This is a genomic window from Streptomyces sp. AN091965, assembly GCF_022698285.1.
GTDB lineage: Bacteria > Actinomycetota > Actinomycetes > Streptomycetales > Streptomycetaceae > Streptomyces.
This window is the reverse complement of the sequence record NZ_JALDMY010000001.1, coordinates 5,502,367-5,523,985: the sequence shown is the minus strand read 5'-3', so window position 1 is coordinate 5,523,985 and position 21,619 is coordinate 5,502,367. Positions and strand designations below refer to the sequence as shown.

20 protein-coding genes are annotated in these 21,619 nt (G+C 71.9%); 6 read left to right on the top strand and 14 right to left on the bottom strand.

Annotation, left to right across the window (positions count from 1 at the left end; genetic code table 11):
• Positions 1 to 50 precede the first annotated feature (50 nt).
• Together cseB and cseC are read left to right on the top strand one after the other, a co-directional pair.
• Entirely contained in the window at positions 51 to 764 is a 714-nt protein-coding gene (cseB, locus tag MQV74_RS23430) for a two-component system response regulator CseB (RefSeq protein WP_242720627.1), read from the top strand.
• Positions 765 to 778: 14 nt separating this feature from the next.
• The gene (cseC, locus tag MQV74_RS23425; protein ID WP_374120790.1) at positions 779 to 2,251 is read left to right on the top strand and encodes a two-component system sensor histidine kinase CseC; all 1,473 of its coding nucleotides are present in this window, start codon (positions 779 to 781) and stop codon (positions 2,249 to 2,251) included.
• Between the two features lie 10 nt (positions 2,252 to 2,261).
• Here cseC and MQV74_RS23420 read toward each other — a convergent pair whose 3' ends face one another.
• From MQV74_RS23420 to MQV74_RS23410, 3 genes are all read right to left on the bottom strand, one after another.
• Complete coding sequence (locus MQV74_RS23420) at positions 2,262 to 2,705, bottom strand: VOC family protein (protein ID WP_242720623.1); 444 nt, start codon at positions 2,703 to 2,705, stop codon at positions 2,262 to 2,264.
• A gap of 57 nt (positions 2,706 to 2,762) precedes the next feature.
• Positions 2,763 to 3,221, bottom strand: coding sequence for a helix-turn-helix transcriptional regulator (locus tag MQV74_RS23415; protein ID WP_374120671.1), 459 nt, complete (start codon positions 3,219 to 3,221; stop codon positions 2,763 to 2,765).
• Positions 3,222 to 3,402: 181 nt separating this feature from the next.
• A complete protein-coding gene (locus MQV74_RS23410; protein WP_374120670.1) occupies positions 3,403 to 4,962 on the bottom strand; it encodes an MDR family MFS transporter in 1,560 nt (519 codons plus the stop codon).
• Between the two features lie 178 nt (positions 4,963 to 5,140).
• On the opposite strand from MQV74_RS23410, the gene MQV74_RS23405 reads away from it, so the two are divergent.
• Positions 5,141 to 5,722 (top strand): TetR/AcrR family transcriptional regulator, encoded by a 582-nt coding sequence (locus MQV74_RS23405; RefSeq protein ID WP_242720621.1) that lies wholly within the window; start codon positions 5,141 to 5,143, stop codon positions 5,720 to 5,722.
• Positions 5,723 to 5,746: 24 nt separating this feature from the next.
• On the opposite strand, the gene MQV74_RS23400 is transcribed toward MQV74_RS23405, so the two are convergent.
• Positions 5,747 to 6,304: a M23 family metallopeptidase gene (locus MQV74_RS23400; RefSeq protein ID WP_242720619.1), complete on the bottom strand. Its 558-nt coding sequence runs from the start codon at positions 6,302 to 6,304 to the stop codon at positions 5,747 to 5,749.
• Positions 6,305 to 6,649: 345 nt separating this feature from the next.
• Between MQV74_RS23400 and MQV74_RS23395 the strand changes: the two genes are divergently transcribed.
• Entirely contained in the window at positions 6,650 to 9,736 is a 3,087-nt protein-coding gene (locus MQV74_RS23395) for an NACHT domain-containing protein (protein ID WP_242720617.1), read from the top strand.
• Between the two features lie 180 nt (positions 9,737 to 9,916).
• Entirely contained in the window at positions 9,917 to 10,894 is a 978-nt protein-coding gene (locus MQV74_RS23390; protein WP_242720614.1) for a PDDEXK nuclease domain-containing protein, read from the top strand.
• 362 nt (positions 10,895 to 11,256) lie between these two features.
• Here the strand turns inward: MQV74_RS23390 and MQV74_RS23385 are convergent, their stop codons facing one another.
• Positions 11,257 to 13,782: an ATP-dependent Clp protease ATP-binding subunit gene (locus MQV74_RS23385; protein ID WP_242720612.1), complete on the bottom strand. Its 2,526-nt coding sequence runs from the start codon at positions 13,780 to 13,782 to the stop codon at positions 11,257 to 11,259.
• Between the two features lie 465 nt (positions 13,783 to 14,247).
• On the opposite strand from MQV74_RS23385, the gene MQV74_RS23380 reads away from it, so the two are divergent.
• The gene (locus tag MQV74_RS23380; protein ID WP_242720610.1) at positions 14,248 to 14,904 is read left to right on the top strand and encodes an SCO3374 family protein; all 657 of its coding nucleotides are present in this window, start codon (positions 14,248 to 14,250) and stop codon (positions 14,902 to 14,904) included.
• On the opposite strand, the gene MQV74_RS23375 is transcribed toward MQV74_RS23380, so the two are convergent.
• The 9 genes from MQV74_RS23375 to MQV74_RS23335 all read right to left on the bottom strand — a co-directional run bounded on the left by MQV74_RS23375 (position 14,883) and on the right by MQV74_RS23335 (position 21,595).
• Entirely contained in the window at positions 14,883 to 15,218 is a 336-nt protein-coding gene (locus MQV74_RS23375) for a histone-like nucleoid-structuring protein Lsr2 (protein ID WP_030679881.1), read from the bottom strand. The genes MQV74_RS23380 and MQV74_RS23375 overlap by 22 nt on opposite strands.
• Before the next feature lie 224 nt (positions 15,219 to 15,442).
• Positions 15,443 to 16,036, bottom strand: a complete 594-nt coding sequence (locus tag MQV74_RS23370; RefSeq protein ID WP_242720608.1) for an amino-acid N-acetyltransferase — start codon at positions 16,034 to 16,036, stop codon at positions 15,443 to 15,445.
• A 9-nt stretch (positions 16,037 to 16,045) separates the two neighbouring features.
• Positions 16,046 to 16,480, bottom strand: coding sequence for a BlaI/MecI/CopY family transcriptional regulator (locus MQV74_RS23365; protein ID WP_242720606.1), 435 nt, complete (start codon positions 16,478 to 16,480; stop codon positions 16,046 to 16,048).
• 165 nt (positions 16,481 to 16,645) lie between these two features.
• The gene (locus MQV74_RS23360; protein WP_242720604.1) at positions 16,646 to 16,825 is read right to left on the bottom strand and encodes a hypothetical protein; all 180 of its coding nucleotides are present in this window, start codon (positions 16,823 to 16,825) and stop codon (positions 16,646 to 16,648) included.
• A 13-nt stretch (positions 16,826 to 16,838) separates the two neighbouring features.
• A complete protein-coding gene (locus MQV74_RS23355; protein WP_242720602.1) occupies positions 16,839 to 17,504 on the bottom strand; it encodes a hypothetical protein in 666 nt (221 codons plus the stop codon).
• Positions 17,505 to 17,702: 198 nt separating this feature from the next.
• Positions 17,703 to 17,921 carry a hypothetical protein gene (locus MQV74_RS23350; protein WP_242720600.1) on the bottom strand — a complete coding sequence of 73 codons (219 nt, stop codon included), beginning with the start codon at positions 17,919 to 17,921 and terminating at the stop codon, positions 17,703 to 17,705.
• 138 nt (positions 17,922 to 18,059) lie between these two features.
• Positions 18,060 to 18,866: a type III pantothenate kinase gene (locus tag MQV74_RS23345; RefSeq protein WP_242720598.1), complete on the bottom strand. Its 807-nt coding sequence runs from the start codon at positions 18,864 to 18,866 to the stop codon at positions 18,060 to 18,062.
• Positions 18,867 to 18,872: 6 nt separating this feature from the next.
• Entirely contained in the window at positions 18,873 to 19,895 is a 1,023-nt protein-coding gene (nadC, locus tag MQV74_RS23340; RefSeq protein ID WP_242720596.1) for a carboxylating nicotinate-nucleotide diphosphorylase, read from the bottom strand.
• Positions 19,892 to 21,595 carry an L-aspartate oxidase gene (locus tag MQV74_RS23335; protein ID WP_242720594.1) on the bottom strand — a complete coding sequence of 568 codons (1,704 nt, stop codon included), beginning with the start codon at positions 21,593 to 21,595 and terminating at the stop codon, positions 19,892 to 19,894. Before MQV74_RS23335 ends, nadC begins: the two co-directional genes overlap by 4 nt.
• Positions 21,596 to 21,619 lie beyond the last annotated feature (24 nt).

The window sequence follows — 21,619 nt, the reverse complement described above, 5'->3', positions numbered from 1 at the left end:
GGACAGTGACCACCCCGACCGCCCTGACCACCTCGAACTGAGAGCACCCGATGGCAGAACACACCCATGTCCTGTTCGTCGAGGACGACGACGTCATCCGCGAAGCCACGCAGCTCGCCCTGGAGCGCGACGGCTTCGTGGTCACCGCCATGCCCGACGGGCTGCTCGGCCTGGAGGCGTTCCGGGCCGACCGGCCCGACATCGCGCTGCTCGACGTGATGGTGCCCGGCATGGACGGCGTCTCGCTGTGCCGCCGCATCCGCGAGGAGTCCACGGTCCCGGTCATCATGCTGTCGGCCCGGGCCGACTCCATCGACGTCGTCCTCGGCCTGGAGGCGGGCGCCGACGACTACGTGACCAAGCCGTTCGACGGCGCCGTCCTGGTCGCCCGCATCCGCGCGGTCCTGCGCCGCTTCGGGCACGCCAGCGGCTCCGGCACGGGGGCGCCCGCGGCCCAGGACCAGGGTCCCGGGGACGGCGGGGTGCTGACCTTCGGCGACCTGGAGATCGACACCGAGGGCATGGAGGTGCGCCGCGGCGGCGAGCCGGTCGCCCTGACGCCGACGGAGATGCGGCTGCTCCTGGAGTTCTCCTCCGCCCCGGGCACCGTCCTGTCCCGCGACAAACTTCTTGAGCGCGTCTGGGACTACGGCTGGGGCGGCGACACGCGCGTCGTCGACGTCCATGTGCAGCGGCTGCGCACGAAGGTCGGCCAGGACCGCATCGAGACGGTCCGCGGCTTCGGCTACAAGCTCAAGGCGTGAGCTTGCGGGACTCGATACGAGGCGCAGCGCGCCGGGTCCGCGGCAGCGGTGCCCGCGCGGCGGTCCAGGGGGCGGGCATGAGCGGGGCGGCACGGCGCGGGCGGGACGGCCGCACCGGCTTCGGCGGCCGGGCCGGCGGCCTGCGGGACCGGCTGCTCGGCCTGGTCGGTACGCGGCTGCGGACCGGCGTGCGGTGGAAGATCGCCACCGCCATCGGCTTCGTCGGCGCGCTGATCGCGGTCGCGCTCAGCCTCGTCGTGCACAACGCCGCCCGGGTGTCCATGCTCGACAACGCGCGCGACCTCCAGGACGAGCGCGTCCAGATCGCCCAACGCAACTACGAGGCGCGCGGCACCACCACCGCCATATACGGCACCAAGATCGACGACCCGGAGCTGCCGAAGGAGCTGCGCCGCCAGGTCCTCAAGGGGCGCCGCGCCACCTACGTCCAGGAGCGCGGCGAGGGCACGCCCGACATCTGGGCGGCCGTGCCGCTCAGCAACGGCCACGTCCTTTCGGTGCACACCCGCTTCACCGACCGCAGCGCCACCATCATGAAGGACCTCGACCAGGCCCTGGTCATCGGCTCCATCTCGGTCGTCTTCGGCGGCTGCGCGGTCGGCGTGCTCATCGGCGGCCAGATGGCGCGCCGGCTGCGCAAGGCGGCGACGGCCGCGCGCGAGGTCGCGCAGGGCCAGACCGAGGTGTCCGTACGGGACGCCGTCGGCGGTGTCGTGCGCGACGAGACCGACGAGCTCGCGCGGGCCGTGGACGCCATGGCGGACGCGCTCAAGCAGCGTCTTGAGGCCGAGCGCCGGGTGACCGCCGACATCGCGCACGAGCTGCGCACACCGGTGACCGGGCTGCTCACGGCGGCCGAGCTGCTGCCGCCGGGCCGCCCCACGGAGCTGGTCAAGGACCGCGCGCAGGCGATGCGCACGCTCGTCGAGGACGTCCTGGAGGTGGCCCGGCTCGACTCCGCCTCGGAGCGGGCCGAGCTGCAGGACATCCTGCTCGGCGAGTTCGTGAGCCGGCGGATGGCCACGCTGCCCGTCGAGGTGACGGTGACCGTGGTGCACGAGTCGGAGGTCACCACCGACCCGCGCCGCCTGGAGCGCATCCTGTACAACCTGGTCACCAACGCCGCCAAGCACGGCAAGCCGCCGATCGAGGTGAGCGTGGAGGGCCGTGTGGTGCGGGTGCGCGACCACGGCCCCGGCTTCCCCGAGGCGCTGCTCGCCGAGGGCCCGAGCCGCTTCCGCACCGGCTCCGCGGACCGCGCGGGCCGCGGCCACGGCCTGGGCCTGACCATCGCGGCGGGCCAGGCGCGGGTGCTCGGCGCCCGGCTGACCTTCCGCAACGTACGCCCGCCCGGGGAGTCCACGGACGGGCCCGCCGAGGGGGCGGTGGCGGTCCTGTGGCTGCCCGAGCACGCGCCGACGAACACGGGCAGCTACCCGATGCTCCAGCTGCCGGACCTCGACTGAGGGCGGGGGCTCAGCAGCCCCAGTCCTTGTCGAGGTCGAGGTCGCCCTCGCGCGGCTGGGTGAACGAGAACCAGTTCCCGGAGTCGTCGCGGAAGATCGCCTCGATGCCGTACGGGCGCTCCTGGGGCTCCTGGAGGAAATCGACTCCGCGGGCCTTGAGCTTCTCGTAGTCCCCGTGGATGTCGTCCGTGCTCAGGGCCGCGCCGAGGGTGCCCTTGCCGACCAGCTTGCGCAGCGCCTCGGCGGACTCGGCGTCCATGCCCGCCCCGCCCGGCACCATCAGGGCGATCATGACCTCGGGCTGGTCCTTGGCGCCCACGGTGAGGAAGCGCATGCCGCCCTCGCCGAGGGTCATGTCGGTACGGACCTCCAGGCCGAGCTTCTGCGTGTAGAACTCCTTGGCCCGGTCCTGGTCGAGGACCCAGACGGTGGAGATGGCGAGTCCCTTGATCATGGTGTGCTCCTGTGTGCGGGGGATGTCCTTGTCCGGCCACCGTAGGCAGCGGCCCGGTCAGCCTGCTTCTTGAGAATTGCGGTCTCCTCCGGCCTCGGGTGCCAGGGCGTCCGGGCGGCCGGAGCGGCCCGGGAAGCCGCCCGCCCACAGCAGCGCGTAGCACCCCGGTATGAGCGCGGAGCCGCGGCCCAGGTGCTTGCGCCGGTACGCGCTGGGGGTGAGGCCCGTGTGGCGCTTGAACGTGGACGAGAACGTGCCGACGCTGGTGAAGCCGACCAGCATGCACACCTCCGTGACCGCGAGGTCGGCCGAGCGCAGCATGTCCTCGGCCCGCTCGATGCGGCGCCGGGACAGGTACTGGCCCGGGGTCTCGCCGTACGTCTCCTTGAAGGCGCGCAGGAAGTGGTAGCGGGAGTACCCGGCGTGCGCGGCCACCGCGGCCAGGTCGAGGTCGGGGTCGGCCCAGTCACGGTCCATCGCGTCCTTCGCCAGGCGCAGCTGCCGCAGTTTCTCCACCCGTCCGATGCTGGCACGCGCCACTGACAACGGCCCCCCGACGGCCCCCGGGCACGGCGACGGCCCCCGGCGCGGTCGCGCCGGGGGCCGTCGTGGGCCGGGGTGCGGGGCGGCCGCTCGGACGGCTCGGTGGCCGTCGCTCCCGCCCCGCGCGCGGAGTCCCCTTCCGCGCTCCCGGCTGCTACTGGTCGGCGGGGGCCGCGGGGGCCGACCCCCGCAGCGGCGTCTCCCGCACGAACACCGCGGCGCACAGCGCGGCCACGGCCATCACGGAGCCGAGGACGAAGGCGGCGTGCGTCCCGGACGACACCGCGTGCTGGTAGGCGTCGCGGACCACGTCCGGCAGCTTGGCGAGGCTCGCCGCGTCGAGCTGCGCGGACTGCTCGGTGACCTTGCCGCCCGCGGCACCGGCCCGCTCGGCCATCTCGTCCTGCACCCGGTTGTTGAACAGCGCGCCCATGACGGCGACGCCGAAGGACGAGCCGAGCGTGCGGAACAGCGTGGCCGAGGAGGACGCGACGCCCATGTCCTTCATCTCGACGCTGTTCTGCGCGACGAGCATGGTGATCTGCATCAGGCAGCCCATGCCCGCGCCGAGGACCGCCATGTAGATCCCGGAGGTCAGCCGGGAGGTCTCGGTGTCCATCTGGGCCAGCAGGACGAGGCCCACGCCCATCAGGACGCTGCCGGCGATGGGGAAGAGCTTGTACTTGCCGGTGGAGGTGGTGACGCGGCCCGCGACCATCGAGACGGCCATCATGGCGAGCAGCATCGGCATGAGCAGCAGGCCGGAGTTGGTGGCCGAGGCGCCCTGTACGGCCTGCTGGTACAGCGGCAGGAAGAGCATCGCGCCGAACATCACGAAGCCGGACAGGAAGCCGATCACGGCCATCAGCGTGAAGTTGCGGCTGCGGAAGATCCGCAGCGGCATGATCGGCTCGGCCGCCTTCTGCTGGACGAAGTAGAAGCCGACGAGCGAGGCGACGCCGAGGCCGATGAGCTCCATGATCACGGCCGAGCCCCAGGCGTACTCGGTGCCGCCCCAGGTGGTGACCAGGACGAAGGACGTGATGCCGACGGTGAGCAGCGCCGCGCCCAGGTAGTCGATCCGCCCGCCGGTCTGCTTCTTCGGCAGGTGCAGCACGGCGCTCACCATGAACAGGGCGACGATGCCGAGCGGCAGGTTGATGTAGAAGGCCCAGCGCCAGCCGAGGTGGTCGGTGAGGGTGCCGCCGACGAGCGGGCCGCCGATCATCGCGACCGCCATGACGCCGGTCATCATGCCCATGTACTTGCCGCGCTCACGGGGCGGCACCAGCTCGCCGATGATCGCCATGACGCCGACCATCAGACCGCCCGCACCGAGCCCCTGGATCGCGCGGAAGCCGATGAGCTGCCCCATGTCCTGGGCCAGACCGCTGAGCGCGGAGCCGATCAGGAAGATCACGATGGAGGTGAGGAAGGCGCCCTTGCGCCCGTACATGTCGCCGAGCTTGCCCCAGATCGGGGTGGAGGCGGCGGTGGCGAGGGTGTACGCGGTGACGACCCACGACAGGTGCGCCAGGCCGCCGAGGTCACCGACGATCGTCGGCATCGCGGGGCTCACGATCATGTTGTCGAGCATCGCGAGGAGGATCGCGACCATGAGCGCGAAGACCACCACCCGCACGCTCCGCTGGGGTGGCTCCTGCGCCGCCCGTTGCTCCTTGCTACCCGGCCCGACTGCTACCGCACTCGCCATGTCGCTCCCCGCTCGCCAGCTACTTACTTGCCGCCCGGCAAGTTGACTACACTGAGGGAAGGTAGACCCCCGACTAGCCGGGCGTCAAGTAAGTTAGCTAGCCGGGCGTCAAGCAAGTCCCAAGGGGCCGTAAAAAGCGGAGCTCCCTCGGGCGGAGAAGGAGTGCGAGGATCGCCCCATGGGCACAGGGAAGCAGCAGCGCCGCGGTGACACCCGCCAGCGCATCCAGGACGTAGCACTCGAACTGTTCGCCGAGCAGGGGTACGAGAAGACGTCGCTGCGGGAGATCGCCGAGCGTCTCGAGGTCACGAAGGCGGCGCTGTACTACCACTTCAAGACCAAGGAAGACATCCTCACCAGCATCTTCGAGGACATCACCCGCCCCATCGACGAGCTGATCGACTGGGGCAGGCAGCAGCCCCGCACGCTCGACACCAAGCGCGCGATCCTCACGCGCTACAGCGAGATCCTCACGAACGCCGCCCCGCTCTTCCGCTTCATGCAGGAGAACCAGGCGACGATGCGCGACCTGAAGACCGGCGAGAGCTTCAAGGACCGCATGCTCGCGCTCCTGGACATCCTCAGGGACGACGATCCGGCGACGCCGATGACCGCGCAGGTGCGCTGCTTCAGCGCGCTGTTCACCATGCACGGCGGGATGTTCGTGCTCAAGGACGCCGAAGGCGACCCCGAGGAGAAGCGGAAAGCCATCCTCGAGGTCGCCATCGACTTGGTGACCCAGGCGCACGAAGGCGCCTGAGTCAGAGCGTGCGCGCGGAGGGGATCACACGCGCACGCCCTGCTGGCGCAGGAAGGAGACCGGGTCGACGGCCGAGCCGTAGTTCGGCGTCGTACGGATCTCGAAGTGCAGGTGGGGGCCGCTGGAGTTGCCCGTGTTGCCGGAGAGGGCGATGCGCTGGCCGCCGGCGACGGCCTGGCCGACGCGCACCTCGACGCGGGAGAGGTGGGCGTACTGCGAGTACGTGCCGTTGGCGTGCTTGATGACGACGGCGTTGCCGTACGCGGGCCCGTCACCGGCGCCGTTCGGGCCCGCCTTCACGACGGTCCCGGCGTGCACGGACTTGACCACGGTGCCGCTCGGGACGGCGAAGTCCTGACCGGAGTGCTTGTGGGCCCACATGCTGCCGCCCAGACCGAAGGTCGCGGAGAGGCGGTAGCGGTCGACCGGGTCCTGCCAGGAGGGGGCGGCCGGGGCCTTCACGGCGGCGCCCGCGGCACCCGCTCCGAGCGCCGTCACCGCGCCGACGCCGACGGCGACGACGGCCGCGCGGACGCGGCGGGACGGACGGCCGGAAGGGTGGGACTTCGAGCGCTTCGACATGGGGACCTCCGGGGCGGGCGGCACACGGGGTGCCGGGCACGGGCCGCGGGGGCGCGGCTCGCACGCTGGGGACGTACAAGACAAGAACGGCAAAGCGAATCCGGCACGCTTGGGGGTGCGTGCCGGATGGCCATCCCTTGGTAACCCCCAGCCCGCCCGGCGCCCAAAACGCGCTTCTACTAGGGGCGGCCGTAGTCCCGGGGGCGGGTTGCGGGCCGAAAGTCCCTGCCACCGCGCCGAAGGGCACCACTACCCGTCCTCGTATGTGACGTATGCCCTGTGCCCCATGTCACCGCCGCCAAGATCCACCACCGGCGGGATGTGACCGGCGCTACGCTCGCGCGCATGGAACCCGCGGCCGTCGGCATCCGTCTCGCGTCCACCGTCGCCAGCCCTCTGGTCAAGAAGCTGTTCGCGCGCCCCGGCCCCGGCGCCGCCCTGGTGGACAAACCCGTACGCATCGACTCCTTGGTCTCCTTCACGGGAGAGCGCCGGAAGCTGACGGAGAAGGACCTGCGCGGCCTGGCCGCCGAACTGGTCCGGCAGGCGGTCCGCGCGGGCGAGCGTCCGCTGCCCGCCGACGAGGAGCAGGCGGTGGTCCACGCCCTGGCGGACACGCTGCACGCCCTCGGCGACCTCACCCTGACCGACGTGGAGGCCGTGGAGCTCGGCCACGACGAGCTGGCGCGGGGCCTGCGCCGGGCGGCCGCGGCGGCGACCGGGGACCCGGCCCGCGACCTCTCGGCGGACGCCACGTACTTCTACGAGCGCCTGCTCACCGCCACCTGTCTGCACGTCCTGAACTTCTTCACGCAGCGGTCGACGTTCGTGGCCCACACGCTGGTCCGCCAGAGCCGCCGCCAGGCGGAACTCATAGTCAAGATTGACGAGCTGATCAGAAGGGACCCCCTTCCGGGGGCGGAGGACGCGGCTTTCGAGCAGCGGTACCTGGAGTACGTCGCGAAGAGGCACGGCAAGCTGACGATCTTCGGGATCGACCTGGCGAACTCGCCCGGGAAATGGCCGCTGGACGCGGCGTACATGAGCCTGATGGCGACCCCGCGGGACGAGGTCCCCGTCGCCGACGTCCAGCCGGGCGACGACTGGCGGGACATCCTCGGCAAACAGCTGGAGCAGGAGGAACCCCACCCCGCCGACCAGGCCCTCGCCACCCACGACCGCGTCCTGCTGCGCGGCGAGGCGGGCTCCGGCAAGACGACCCTGGTGCAGTGGCTCGCGGTCTCGGCGGCCCGCCAGGACCTCGACGACCGGATGGCCTACCTCCACAACCGCGTCCCCTACGTCCTGCCCCTGCGCACCCTCACCCGCCACGGCGAACGCCTGCCCGCGCCCAGGGACTTCCTGGCGGCCGTGGGCTCGCCCCTGGCCGGGGAGCAGCCCGGCGGCTGGGAGGCGCGCGTACTCACGGCGCGGCGCGCCCTGCTCCTGGTCGACGGCATCGACGAGGTGCCCGACGCGGAGCGCGCCCGCACGCGCGCGTGGCTCGCGGACCTCATGGACGCCTACCCCGGCAACCGCTGGCTGGTGACGTCCCGCCCCTCCGCCGTACGGGAGGACTGGCTGGCGGACGAGGAGTTCACGGAGCTGACGCTCACGCCGATGCGCGGGCCGGACGTGGCCGCGTTCATCGGGCGCTGGCACGCCGCCGCGACGACGGGCACCCCGGACGACGACGCGGAGCTCGCGGCGTACGAAAGCCAGCTCCTCGCGGCCGTGCGCGCCAAGCCCGACCTGGGCCGCCTCGCCACCAACCCCCTGATGTGCGGCCTGATCTGCGCGCTGCACCGCGACCGCAGGGGCTTCTTGCCCCTCGGCCGCAAGGACCTCTACACGGCGGCCCTGTCCATGCTCCTGCTGCGCCGGGACCGCGAACGCCACATGGACATGCCGGAGCTGCGCGAGGAGCCCCAGCTCCAGGTCCTGCAGCGGCTCGCGTACTGGCTGATCCGCAACGGCCGCACGGAGATGGACCGCTCACGGGCGGAGACGATCATCGCGGACGCGCTCCCCGCGGTGCCGGAGCTCGCCGCGCTCGGCGGCGCCCCCGCGGTGTACGACCACTTCCTCCAGCGCAGCGGGCTGCTGAGCGAACCGGGCCCGGACACGGCGGTGTTCGTCCACCGCACCTTCCAGGACTTCCTCGGCGCGCGGGCGGCCGTCGACGAGGGCGACTTCGGGATGCTCGCACGCCACGCGGCGGACGACCAGTGGGAGGACGTGATCCGCATGGCGGTGGCGCAGGCGCGCCCGCGCGAGCGGGCCGAGATCCTGCGCGACCTGCTGGCCCGCGGCGACGGCCTGCGCGACGCCCCGCGCGCCCGCGTCCACCTCCTGGCGGCGGCCTGCCTCGAACACGCGGCGGAGCTGGACCCGGCGGTGCGGGCCGAGGTGGAGCGGCGCACGGCCGCGCTCGTCCCGCCCCGCGACGCGGCCGACGCCCGCAAGCTGGGTGCGGTCGGCCCCATGGTGCTCGACCTGCTGCCGGGCCCCGACGGCCTGACCGAGGACGAGGCCCTCAACGTCACCATCGCGGCGACCCACGTCCCGTCCGACGCGGCGATCCCCTTCCTGGCCCGTTTCACTGGGCACCCGAACCAGTCCGTACGCGGCCAGCTCATGTGGGGCTGGAGCCGCTTCGACCGCCGCCTGTACGCGGAGCAGGTCGTCGCCCGGCTCGACGACGGCGAGACCCACTTCACGCTCCGCTCCGACGACGAGATCGCCGAGCTCGTGCGGCTCGGCCTGCGCCCCCGGTACCTGGACATCAGGGAGACGGTCGGCGTCGAGGCGGCCTCGCGCATCCTCGCGGCCTGCGACCCCGTCGTCCTGGACCTCCGGGTCCCGCCCGGCCGCCTGACGCCCGAGGCGTGCGCGTCCCTGGGTTCCCTGACCGAACTGCGCGTCTTCGACGTGCGCGAGCCGTGGAGCCTCGCGCTCTTCCCCGCGACAGCACCCCTGCGGACGTTCGGCCTCTTCGGCCAGCGCCGGTATCTGCGGGACGTGTCCGAGATCGACCGGTGGCCGACCCTCACCTGGGTGATCGCCGCACGGGACTCCTACCCCTCGGCCGCCGCGCACTGGCAGGCGCTGGCCCGCCTCCCCGAGCTGAACCAACTCACTCTGTCCAGCGGCCCCCTGGCCACCGCCCCGCCGGGACTGCGCCTGCCGACGGTCCGCACCCTCCGCCTGAACCACTCGACCCTCTGGGAGTCCGCGGCCCACCGGCTGCCCGAGCTCTTCCCGGAGCTGCGCCTCCTGCGCGTGATGGCGCACAAGGTGGAACTGGACCTCTCGGCGCTCGCCCCGCATCCGACACTGACCCACGTCGTGGCGCACGCCAAGCGGGTGCACGGCCTGGAGGCCCTGCCCGCCCGCATGACGGTGGAGACGCACGCCTCACTGACCGACTGAACAGCCGCGCCGCGCCCGGTCAGGGAGCCGTGCCGCGCCCGGTGAAGGAGCCGAGCCATGCCCCATGAGCCGCCTCGTCACGCCCCGTGGGAAGCCGAACTCCCAAACCACCCCCACACGTTCGGATGACCCCACAGGGTTCCCGCCCCTGTAAAGCGCCCGCTGCGTCAGCCTCGCCCCATGCACAAGTACGAAGATCTGCTGGCCGAAGCGAAGGCCACGGCAGAGGGGGCCCGCCTCCGCACCCGGAGGGCCGTGAACGCCGAACTGGTCCAGATGTACTGGCGGATCGGCAAGCTGATCCTGGCCCGCCAGACAGAGGACGGCTGGGGCACCGGCATCGTGGCCAGGCTCGCCACGGACCTCCGGGGCGCCTTCCCCCGGCAGCGGATCTTCTCGTACCGGAACCTCGTGCAGACCCCGAAGATGGCGCACACCTGGCCCGCGCTCATCACCCAGCGGCCGGTCGCGCAGCTCCCCTGGAGCCACATCACGGTGCTGCTCGACAAGTTGCACACCCGCGCGGAGCGGGACTTCTACGCGACCGAGGCCGTGCGCAACGGCTGGTCGCGGGCGCAGCTGAACCTGGCCATCCGCCAGCGCCTGCACCTCCCGCAGCGCGGCACCCCGCCGCTCCCCGACGACGTGACCCTGCCCGCGGGCTCCCCCGCCCTCGCCGAACTCGCCCGCGACCCCTACCGCCTGGACTTCCTGCGCCTGGACGACCAGCGCCCGGCCGACCCCACGTACGAGGAGTCGATCGCCAACCGGATGGTCCGCGTCCTCACCGGCCTCGGCAGCGGCTTCGCGTTCGTCGGCTGCCGCTACCCCGTCCTCGCCGGTGACCAGTACCACCGCGTGGACCTGCTCTTCTACCACCTCACCCTGCGCCGCTACGTGGCCTGCGCACTCGGTACGAGCACCACGCGCCCCACCCACCTCACCCGCCTGGACGCCCAGGTGCGGGCGGTGGACGAGCTGGTCCGCGACCCCGACCGGGACGCCCCCACCATGGGCGTCCTCATCGAGACGAGCAGCGGCCAGGCCACCTACACCTCGCTCCCGCCGCGCGGCCGCCAGCTCCTGCCCACGGAGGAGGACCTGGCCCGCGTCCTGCGAGAGGCCATCGCCCCGGCCGACGCCACTCCACACCTCTGAGCCGACGCCGGGGACCCGACGGCGCTCGGCCCCGGGGCGGCCGCTGTGCCCGGATGAGCATTTCCGCCGCGCGCCCGCCCGGGGAACTGCTCGCATTCGTCGATCCGGACGTACTCCGGTCTCTCAGTGCCTTAGCCGACCGGCCCTGGCACAGATCTCGCCCCGGTGGCCTCATTGCGCCGGAAAAGGCCGTACCCGCGCGGTGCGGACAATGCCGTTTCCTCACGCGGGGAAACGCCGAGGACACCGTGCGTTCCCTCTCTGTCCGGCCTTTGGAACACCCCGGCCCCCAGCCGGAAAAAGGGCTGCCCCGGACCGTACGAAACGGTCCGGGGCAGCCCCGTCGGCGTGCTCTCGAAGAGCTACGCCTCCTTGCTCAGGTTCGGCCCCGAGCCACCGGCGGCCGACTCGATCGGCGGCACGTCCGGCAGTGCGGCCTTTTCCTCGCCACGGAAGGTGAACGTGGCATTCTCGCCCTCGCCCTCCGTGTCGACGACCACGATGTGGCCCGGACGCAGCTCACCGAAGAGGATCTTCTCGGAGAGCGTGTCCTCGACCTCGCGCTGGATGGTGCGGCGCAGCGGCCGGGCACCCAGGACGGGGTCGTAGCCCTTCTTGGCGAGGAGCTCCTTGGCGGACTGGGAGAGCTCGATGCCCATGTCCCGGTCCTTCAGGCGCTCGTCCACCTTGCTGATCATGAGGTCGACGATCTGGAGGATGTCGTCCTGGGTCAGCTGCGGGAAGACGACGACGTCGTCGACGCGGTTGAGGAACTCGGGGCGGAAGTGCTGCTTGAGCTCGTCCGAGACCTTGTTCTTCATGCGCTCGTAGTTGGTCTTCTTGTCGCCCGAGGCCGCGAAGCCCAGGTTGAAGCCCTTGGAGATGTCCCGGGTGCCGAGGTTGGTCGTCATGATGATGACCGTGTTCTTGAAGTCCACGACCCGGCCCTGGGAGTCGGTCAGACGACCGTCCTCCAGGATCTGAAGGAGCGAGTTGAAGATGTCCGGGTGGGCCTTCTCGACCTCGTCGAAGAGGACGACGGAGAACGGCTTGCGGCGGACCTTCTCGGTCAGCTGGCCGCCCTCCTCGTACCCCACGTAGCCGGGGGGCGAGCCGAAGAGGCGCGACACCGTGTGCTTCTCGCTGAACTCCGACATGTCGAGGGAGATCAGCGCGTCCTCGTCACCGAAGAGGAACTCCGCGAGGGCCTTGGACAGCTCGGTCTTACCGACGCCGGACGGGCCCGCGAAGATGAACGAGCCGCCGGGGCGCTTCGGGTCCTTCAGACCGGCACGCGTACGCCGGATCGCCTTCGAGAGCGCCTTGACGGCGTCCTTCTGGCCGATGACGCGCTTGTGGAGCTCGTCCTCCATGCGGAGCAGACGGGAGGACTCCTCCTCCGTCAGCTTGAAGACCGGGATGCCGGTGGCCGTGGCGAGGACCTCGGCGATCAGCTCGCCGTCGACCTCGGCGACGACGTCCATGTCGCCGGCCTTCCACTCCTTCTCGCGCTTGGCCTTCGCGGCGAGGAGCTGCTTCTCCTTGTCGCGCAGGGACGCGGCCTTCTCGAAGTCCTGGGAGTCGATCGCCGACTCCTTGTCCCGGCGCACGCCCGCGATCTTCTCGTCGAACTCGCGGAGGTCCGGCGGCGCGGTCATCCGGCGGATGCGCATCCGGGAACCGGCCTCGTCGATCAGGTCGATCGCCTTGTCCGGCAGGAAGCGGTCCGAGATGTACCGGTCGGCGAGGGTGGCCGCCTGCACGAGGGCCTCGTCCGTGATCGAGACGCGGTGGTGGGCCTCGTAGCGGTCGCGCAGACCCTTGAGGATCTCGATGGTGTGCGGAAGGGACGGCTCCGCGACCTGGATCGGCTGGAAGCGGCGCTCGAGGGCCGCGTCCTTCTCCAGGTGCTTGCGGTACTCGTCCAGGGTGGTCGCACCGATGGTCTGGAGCTCGCCGCGGGCCAGCATCGGCTTGAGGATGCTCGCCGCGTCGATGGCGCCCTCGGCGGCACCCGCACCCACGAGCGTGTGCAGCTCGTCGATGAACAGGATGATGTCGCCGCGGGTGCGGATCTCCTTGAGGACCTTCTTCAGGCGCTCCTCGAAGTCACCGCGGTAGCGGGATCCGGCGACCAGGGCGCCGAGGTCCAGCGTGTAGAGGTGCTTGTCCTTGAGCGTCTCGGGCACCTCGCCCTTGACGATGGCCTGCGCGAGCCCCTCGACGACGGCGGTCTTGCCGACGCCGGGCTCACCGATCAGGACCGGGTTGTTCTTCGTGCGGCGGGACAGCACCTGCATGACCCGCTCGATCTCCTTCTCGCGCCCGATGACCGGGTCGAGCTTGGACTCACGAGCGGCCTGGGTGAGGTTCCGGCCGAACTGGTCGAGGACCAGGGACGTGGAGGGCGTGCCCTCGGCAGGACCGCCGGCGGTGGCGGTCTCCTTGCCCTGGTAGCCGGAGAGCAGCTGGATGACCTGCTGCCGCACCCGGTTGAGATCGGCACCCAGCTTGACCAGGACCTGGGCGGCGACGCCCTCGCCCTCGCGGATCAGGCCGAGCAGGATGTGCTCCGTGCCGATGTAGTTGTGGCCCAGCTGAAGGGCCTCGCGGAGCGACAGCTCCAGGACCTTCTTGGCACGGGGGGTGAAGGGGATGTGGCCGGACGGGGCCTGCTGGCCCTGGCCGATGATCTCCTCCACCTGCTGGCGGACCGCCTCGAGCGAAATCCCGAGGCTCTCCAGGGCCTTAGCGGCGACACCCTCACCCTCGTGGATCAGGCCCAGGAGGATGTGCTCGGTGCCGATGTAGTTGTGGTTGAGCATCCGGGCTTCTTCCTGAGCCAGGACGACAACCCGCCGCGCGCGGTCGGTGAACCTCTCGAACATCGTTAATCGCTCCTCAGAGCGGTCAGGCAGTAAGGGGTCGGTCCCCTCCCTGTCCTTCCGCAGCTTAGTCCCGCAAGCGGGGACCGCTCATTCCAACTGCCGACACCGGTCGGATCACCCTCACTACGGTAGGGAACGCTTCCTGACTCATACGCCGACACATGCTCCAACCTGATGGTGCGAGACGATGTTCCCGCAGGCCAGGCAGTTACCCTCGCCATCAGTACGCCGTTGGCGAACGTGAGACGCCTGAACACCGCGTGTCGCCCCTCCCCACTAGGGATGTCTTACCCGTATGCACGGACACTCCATGCGGCGCACACCGGTTCCCTCCGCTACGGGCGAACACCCTTGCGCCGGGGAGTGTCCTGACACGCCCCCACTTTCGCCACCGTACGCAACCAGTGCACCACCCTGCGTGACGTTCGCCGTAACTCCCGTACGCCTCGGGCGGTTGCTCCTGGCATGGCCCTTCCCAGCGTTCCGCACCCCCGGCCGTCCGCCGAACCGCGTACCCGGCGCGCGGAGGCGCTGGGGGACGACCCGGTGCGGCGGTGGTACGAGCGGGAGCTCGGCTGGCCGGTGCGCCCCGGGCCGGGACCAGGGGCCGCCCTCCGCCTGGTGACGGGGGTGCGCTTCGACGTCCTTCAGCTGCCGGCCGAGGCGGGCTTCGCCGCGCTGCGCCACCTGGGCCCGAAGGCCCCCGTGGCCCTGCACGGCGGGACAATGCGGCTCCTGGTGGCCGCGGGCAGCGCCGACGAGCTGCCGGGGCTGCTCGACTGGCTGGAGTGGGGAGGTGTCCCCCTGGACCTCACGGCGATCGGCACGGGCGGCCTGATCGACGCTCCGACGCCTCCGGGCCTGCCCGGCTCACGAGGGGCCGCCGTGTGGCTGCGCCCCCCGGAGCCCGGACACGACGTGGAAGCCGCACTGCCGTCGCTCACGACTCTGGCGGCCCTGGCGCCACGGGCGGCGGCGCGGGCCCTGGACGGCAGCGGAACCGACCCCCATTCCGGCTCCGCCGCGGGCTCCGATCTCGTACGGCTCGTGGACACGGCGGCGACGCAGTGCCACCGGGTCCGCTTGCGGCGTGCGAGCAATCAGCCGTTGGCCTTCTCGTAGGCCTCGCGGATGGACGCGGGGACGCGGCCGCGGTCGTTGACCTCGAAGCCGTTCTCCTTCGCCCAGGCGCGGATCTGCGCGGTGTCCTGGCTCTGGCTCGCCGCCGGGGCGCGCCCCTTGCCACGACCGCTCGCGCGGCCTCCGGTACGCCGACCGCCCTTGAGGTACGGCTCGAGGAGTCCGCGGAGCTTGTCTGCGTTGGCGGTGGTGAGATCGATCTCGTAGCTCTTGCCGTCAAGGGCGAACGTCACGGTCTCGTCCGCCTCGCCGCCGTCGAGGTCATCGACAAGAAGGACCTGAACCTTCTGTGCCACCGGATTTCCTTTCATCGATAACTTCAGGGCCGGGCCACGCGGCCTGAGCCGCCGATTCGCCGCCCCCTGTTATATGCAGCACTGCAGTACGTCGGAAAGCAAACCGCTTTTCCTGGAAAAACACAAACCCCTGGGAGAGACCGGCTCCGCGAGATCCCGGGAAACATGCGCGTTTCGGACATAGGGCACCGGGCTTGTGACAGCCCGGAATAGTCCCGTCACGATCACAGATGCAGAAGCATCCGGCTGTTGCCCAAGGTGTTCGGTTTCACTCGTTCGAGGCCCAGGAACTCCGCTACGCCCTCGTCATAGGAACGAAGGAGCTCTGTGTAGACATCTGTGTCGACGGTATCGGCGGGCGTCTCGCCGATCTCCACGAAGCCGTGCTTGGCGAAGAAGTCGACTTCGAAGGTGAGGCAGAAAACGCGCCGGACACCGAGCCAGCGCGCGGTCTCCAGCAACTTACCGAGCAGCAGATGCCCCACGCCCGCGCCCTTGACCTGAGGATTCACCGCGAGGGTACGGACTTCGGCCAGGTCTTCCCACATCACGTGCAGGGCCCCGCAGCCGACCACCGCGCCCGCTTTGCCGTTGCCGCCGCCGCGTTCCGCGACCCAGAACTCCTGGATGTCCTCGTAAAGCGTGACGGTCGCTTTGTCGAGCAGGACACCCCGGCGGGCGTACGAGTCGAGCAGCGACCGCACGGCGGGCACATCCGTGGTGCGCGCCCTGCGTACGGAGACGGCATTTGGCGCGGAGTCGCTGAGCGGCGGGACTTCGGCACGCTCCGCGGGGAGTTCGTCGGGCTCGGCTGGCATGGGCGGACGCTATCGCTCGGTCACGCGGTCCGGCCCGTCGGGGTTCTCGGGGTTCGCCTGGTTCGCCGGGCTCGCGGGGCTCTCATGGGATTCGACCATGCGGACCGCGTCGCTGAGGGCTTCCCGCTGCTGCGGCGACATCATGCCGAAGAACGCGACGAGAGCGGCCGCCGGGTTGTCGCTCTGCGACCAGCCTTCGTTCATGAGTGCGGCCGAGTAGGCGGCGCGGGTGGAGACCGCCTCATATCGATAGGCGCGGCCTTCCGCTTCGCGGCGCACCCAGCCCTTCTGATGGAGATTGTCCAGAACGGTCATCACCGTGGTGTACGCGATCGACCGTTCCTGTTGCAGGTCTTCCAGGACTTCTCGAACGGTCACGGGGCGGTTCCACTTCCACACCCGCGTCATCACTGCGTCTTCGAGTTCTCCCAAGGGGCGAGGCACAGCAGAACAATAGTGGGCGAAGTGACCTAAGTCACTGAAGCCGCGAAAGAAGGGACGGGTGGGGCAGGCATCCCATAACGCCTATTTTCGTGACAAAAAGGGCGTACGGCCCGCATGGAAGGGGTGGGTCGTACGCCGTTGGGGGGCCGTGGACGGGCGCGCCGGTCAGGCGCCGCCAGCCTTCGGCGACTGCCGGACGGACTCGGCACTGGAGAGCGCCGCGTCGACGGCGGCGTCCTCCTTCGCCTTGTTGGCGCCGCCCTGGGTCTTGACGATCGTCACGATGAGGCCGATGAAGAACACGGCCATCACTACGGGCGGCACGAGCGCGGAGACGTATTCCATGCCCCCAGCGTAGCTAGCCCGCCGCGAGCCGCTGTGACGGGGCGGGGGGCTGCGCCGGGCGCTTGGGCGGGAACACCTCGGCCGGGGTGGGCACCGGGCGCGGCCGCTCGGGCGGGGCGGGGCGCTCGGCGGGCGGCTCGGGCCGGGGCGCGGGCTTGTCCCCGTCGGCGGCACGGCCGCCGGGCAGGGCCAGGAGCCGGGTGCGGGACTGCGGCACGAGGGGCCGGGGCGGGGGTGCGGTGCGGCCGTCCGCCGCCCGGGCCTCGCTCGCCGCCGCGAGGCGGGCGCGCAGGGCCCGCTCGGCGAGGCCCTCGCAGCGGGCGAGCAGGGCGGCCGCGCGCGGAGTGCCGCGCAGGGCGCGCAGCGCGGCGAGGTCGTCGGGGGCGGGCCGGTAGCCGGTGGCGAGCACGTCCTCCAGGAGCTCCAGGTAGCCCGCGGCGGTGCCGGGGAGCGCCGCCCGGTAGCGCGCGAGGTCGGCCACCAGGAAGGCGCGCAGCCGTGCGCCTTCGCGCACCGTCTCGTCGATGTCGTCGGCGAGGCGCACGCAGTCCTGCACGGCCTGGTCGTCGAGGGCGTGAGCGGTACTGGGGTGCAGGGCGAGGGCCAGGGCGCGGCGGAGCACGCGCAGCTCCTGAGCGCCGAAGGCCATGCCGCCCCGGGATCCGTATGGCGTGGGCATGGGGTGACGATACGCGCGCAAGGGACAAAATCGTCTTAACTCACCCGTTTGCGCGACACGAGCCTGCGGCCGCGCTTGTCGGGGCAGTGGGCTCTGCCTTCCCACCCGCCCGCCCGACATTCCCCGCCCTTGCCGGGCCGGGCGTCCCCCCGCCCGCGGTGGGCAGTCGTCGCAGGGCCCCGCCGGAGCAGGGGCGGCCTATTTCGAGCGGCGGCGCGTCGTGGCGAAGGCGACCGCGCCCACGCCGAGGGCCGCCGCCCCGGCGGCCGCGGCCCAGGGCAGCACCCCCGCGCCGGTCTCGGCCATGCGGCCGTCCGGGCGGGGCCCGGAGGGCGCGGAGGGCTCGACCGTGGACAGGGCGGGCCCGGGCGGCGGCTCCTGTGCCGAGGCGGGCGCGGCGAGCGTCAGCGTCGCCACCGCCAGGGCCGCCGTGGCACCCCACCGCCCCCTACGTTTCCTGCATCCCCTGCCCATCAGGCACCCAGCCCCCACACCCGCTCAGAACCCCTCCCTGGGGAGACTCCACGCGGCGGTTCCGGGTTGCCTGAGGGGACGTCAAGTACGCGACACGTTCCGCTCGTAGACCAGACGGAGGCCGATCAGCGTCAGCCACGGCTCGTGCTCGTCGATGACCGTCGCCTCGCCGAGCACCATGGGCGCGAGCCCGCCGGTGGCGATGACCGTGACGTCGCCGGGCTCCCCGTGCGGGCCCGCGAGCTCGCGGGCCATGCGCCGTACGACGCCGTCGACCTGGCCCGCGAAGCCGTACAGGATGCCCGCCTGCATGGCCTCCACGGTGTTCTTGCCGATGACGCTGCGCGGCCGGGCCAGCTCGATCTTGCGCAGCTGCGCGCCGCGTACGCCGAGGGCCTCCACGGAGATCTCGATGCCGGGCGCGATGACACCGCCCGCGTACTCCCCGCGCGCGGAGACCGCGTCGAACGTCGTCGCCGTACCGAAGTCCACGACGATCGCGGGGCCTCCGTAGAGCTCGACCGCCGCGACCGCGTTGATGATGCGGTCGGCGCCGACCTCCTTGGGGTTGTCCATGAGGATGGGGACGCCGGTCTTGATGCCGGGCTCCACGAGGACGGCCGGGACGTCGCCGTAGTAGCGGCGGGTGACCTCGCGGAGCTCGTGCAGGACGGACGGGACCGTGGAGCAGATCGCGATGCCGTCGATGCCGTCGCCCAGCTCCTCGCCGAGCAGGGGGTGCATGCCCATCAGGCCGTTGAGGAGCACCGCCAGTTCGTCGGCGGTGCGCCGGGCGTCGGTGGAGATGCGCCAGTGCTCGACGATGTCCTCGCCGTCGAAGAGCCCGAGGACGGTGTGGGTGTTGCCGACGTCGATCGTGAGCAGCATGGCGGGTTACTCCGCCCCGCGCGCGGGGGCCTCGGCGGCGTCCCTCAGGTCGAGGCCGATGTCCAGGATCGGCGAGGAGTGCGTGAGGGCGCCCACCGCGAGGAAGTCGACGCCCGTCTCCGCGTACGCCCTGGCGTTCTCCAGGGTGAGGCGGCCGGAGGACTCCAGGAGCGCGCGGCCGCCGACGATCGCGACGGCCTCCGCGGTCTCCCCGGGCGTGAAGTTGTCCAGGAGGATCAGGTCGGCGCCCGCCTCCACGACCTCGCGCAGCTGGTGCAGGGTGTCCACCTCGACCTCGACCGCCACGTCCGGGAAGGCGTCCCGGACGGCCTTGAAGGCCTGGGCCACGCCGCCCGCCGCGACCACGTGGTTGTCCTTGACGAGGGCCGCGTCGGCGAGCGACATGCGGTGGTTGACGCCGCCGCCCGCGCGGACGGCGTACTTCTCCAGGGAACGCAGGCCCGGCGTCGTCTTGCGGGTGTCGCGGACCTTCGTGCCGGTGCCCTCCAGGGCGTCCGCCCACGCGCGCGTGGCGGTCGCGATGCCGGACAGGCGGCACAGCACGTTCAGCGCGCTGCGCTCGGCGGTGAGAAGGTCGCGGGTGCGGGTGGTGATGCTCATCAGGACGTCACCGGCCTCGACGCGCTCGCCGTCCTCGACGTGCCGCTCGACCTCGAACTCGTCCGCGCAGACCACGGAGACGATGGCCTCGGCGACCCTGAGGCCCGCGACGGTGCCCCCCTGACGCGCGGTGAAGTCGGCGGTGGCGACAGCCTCTTCGGGGATGGTGGCGACCGTCGTGACGTCCACGGCCTCCGGCGAGAACTCCATGTCCTCGGCGATCGCGAGGTGTGCGATGTCCTCGACCTGGACGGGGTCGAGCCCGGCGTCGGCGAGGAGCTGGGCGAGCGAGGGGTCGAGTCCGCACGCCATGGCGTCGGGCGCCTCGTCGCCGCAGCCGCAGGCGTCGCCGCAGCCGCTGTCGGCGAGGGGGAGTTCGGGGGTGCCGGTGGTGCTCACGTCGGTCACTGCTCCTGAGTGCTGGGGAAGCTGGCGTTGTCGGTGGTGCGGGTGGCGAGAGTGCGATCGGGGTTGATGCGTACGACGATGTGGCGTCCCCACGCCTCGTCGTCGCGGGTCCCGTGGTCCTCGCGCCAGTGGCAGCCACGAGTCTCCTCGCGCCGCTGGGCCGCCGCCACCAGGACGCGGGCCACGCACAGGAGGTTGGTGGTCTCCCAGGCGTCGACGCCCGGCTCGGCGGTCTTGCCGTCCTCGGCGAGCGCGCCCGCCGCGGCCGCGTGGATCCCGGCGAGCCGCTCGGCGGCCTCGGCGAGCGAGGCGGCGGAACGCAGCACTCCGGCGCCCTCGGTCATGGCCCGCTGGATGGCGAAGCGGGCCTCCGGGGGGAGCAGCGGGTGGGCGGGCTGGTCCGGGACCGCCACCGGGGCGGGCACGCGCGCGTGGAGGGTGTCCGCGGCCTGCCGGGCGGCGATGTCCGCCGCGATGCGCTCGGCGTAGACCAGGCCCTCCAGGAGGGAGTTGGACGCCAGCCGGTTCGCGCCGTGCACGCCCGTGCAGGCGACCTCGCCGCACGCGTACAGGCCCGCGACGGTGGTGCGGCCGTGCAGGTCGGTGCGGACGCCGCCGGAGGCGTAGTGCGCGGCGGGGGCGACCGGGATCGGCTCGGTCACCGGGTCGATGCCGTGGGCCCGGCAGGCGGCGAGGATCGTCGGGAAGCGCCTGGCCCACATGTCGGCGCCGAAGTGGCGGCCGTCCAAGTACATGTGCTCGGCGCCCTGTTCCAGCATGCGGCGCGTGATGCCCTTGGCGACGATGTCGCGCGGGGCCAGCTCGGCGAGCTCGTGGGCGCCCACCATGAAGCGCACGCCGTCCGCGTCCACGAGGTGCGCGCCCTCGCCGCGCACGGCCTCGGAGACCAGCGGCTGCTGGCCCTCCGCGTCGGCGCCCAGGAAGAGCACCGTCGGGTGGAACTGCACGAACTCCAGGTCGGAGACCTCCGCGCCCGCGCGCAGGGCGAGGGCCACGCCGTCGCCCGTGGACACGGACGGGTTCGTCGTCGCCGAGAAGACCTGGCCCATGCCGCCGGTGGCGAGCACCACGGCGGGCGCGCGCACGGCGCCCACGCCGTCGTGCTGGCCCTCCCCCATGACGTGCAGGGTCACGCCCGCCGCGTGTCCGTCGGCGTCGGTCAGGAGGTCCAGGACCAGGGCGTTCTCGACGGTGGGTATGCCGCGCTCGCGGACCGCTGCGACGAGGGCGCGGGAGATCTCCGCTCCGGTGGCGTCGCCGCCCGCGTGCGCGATGCGGCTGCGGTGGTGGCCGCCCTCGCGGGTCAGGGCGAGACCGCCCCCGGCGGCCGCGTCGAACCGGGCGCCCGTGTCGATGAGGCGGCGCACGGCGTCGGGGCCCTCGGTGACCAGGAGGCGCACCGCCGCCTCGTCGCACAGGCCCGCGCCCGCCACGAGGGTGTCGTCCAGGTGCTGCTCGGGGGTGTCGCCCTCGCCGAGCGCGGCGGCTATGCCGCCCTGCGCCCAGCGCGTGGAGCCGTCGTCCAGGCGGGCCTTGGTGACGACGACGGTCTCCAGGCCCGCCGCCGCGCAGCGCAGAGCGGCCGTCAGACCGGCCACTCCGGAGCCGACGACCACGACGTCGGCGGTCAGCGACCAGCCGGGGGCGGGAGCGTGCAGCCGTATGCCAGTACCGCTCATGCGAGGGCTCCGATCACGGTCGTA

Excerpts from the sequence above, each read along its gene's own strand:
- cseB (WP_242720627.1), top strand. The coding sequence starts at position 51 with ATGGCAGAACACACCCATGTCCTGTTCGTCGAGGACGACGACGTCATC.
- MQV74_RS23420 (WP_242720623.1), bottom strand. The coding sequence starts at position 2,705 with ATGATCAAGGGACTCGCCATCTCCACCGTCTGGGTCCTCGACCAGGAC.
- MQV74_RS23410 (WP_374120670.1), bottom strand. The coding sequence starts at position 4,962 with ATGGCGAGTGCGGTAGCAGTCGGGCCGGGTAGCAAGGAGCAACGGGCG.
- MQV74_RS23405 (WP_242720621.1), top strand. The coding sequence starts at position 5,141 with ATGGGCACAGGGAAGCAGCAGCGCCGCGGTGACACCCGCCAGCGCATC.
- MQV74_RS23400 (WP_242720619.1), bottom strand. The coding sequence starts at position 6,304 with ATGTCGAAGCGCTCGAAGTCCCACCCTTCCGGCCGTCCGTCCCGCCGC.
- MQV74_RS23395 (WP_242720617.1), top strand. The coding sequence starts at position 6,650 with ATGGAACCCGCGGCCGTCGGCATCCGTCTCGCGTCCACCGTCGCCAGC.
- MQV74_RS23390 (WP_242720614.1), top strand. The coding sequence starts at position 9,917 with ATGCACAAGTACGAAGATCTGCTGGCCGAAGCGAAGGCCACGGCAGAG.
- MQV74_RS23385 (WP_242720612.1), bottom strand. The coding sequence starts at position 13,782 with ATGTTCGAGAGGTTCACCGACCGCGCGCGGCGGGTTGTCGTCCTGGCT.
- MQV74_RS23380 (WP_242720610.1), top strand. The coding sequence starts at position 14,248 with ATGGCCCTTCCCAGCGTTCCGCACCCCCGGCCGTCCGCCGAACCGCGT.
- MQV74_RS23370 (WP_242720608.1), bottom strand. The coding sequence starts at position 16,036 with ATGCCAGCCGAGCCCGACGAACTCCCCGCGGAGCGTGCCGAAGTCCCG.
- MQV74_RS23360 (WP_242720604.1), bottom strand. The coding sequence starts at position 16,825 with ATGGAATACGTCTCCGCGCTCGTGCCGCCCGTAGTGATGGCCGTGTTC.
- MQV74_RS23355 (WP_242720602.1), bottom strand. The coding sequence starts at position 17,504 with ATGCCCACGCCATACGGATCCCGGGGCGGCATGGCCTTCGGCGCTCAG.
- MQV74_RS23345 (WP_242720598.1), bottom strand. The coding sequence starts at position 18,866 with ATGCTGCTCACGATCGACGTCGGCAACACCCACACCGTCCTCGGGCTC.
- MQV74_RS23335 (WP_242720594.1), bottom strand. The coding sequence starts at position 21,595 with ATGAGCGGTACTGGCATACGGCTGCACGCTCCCGCCCCCGGCTGGTCG.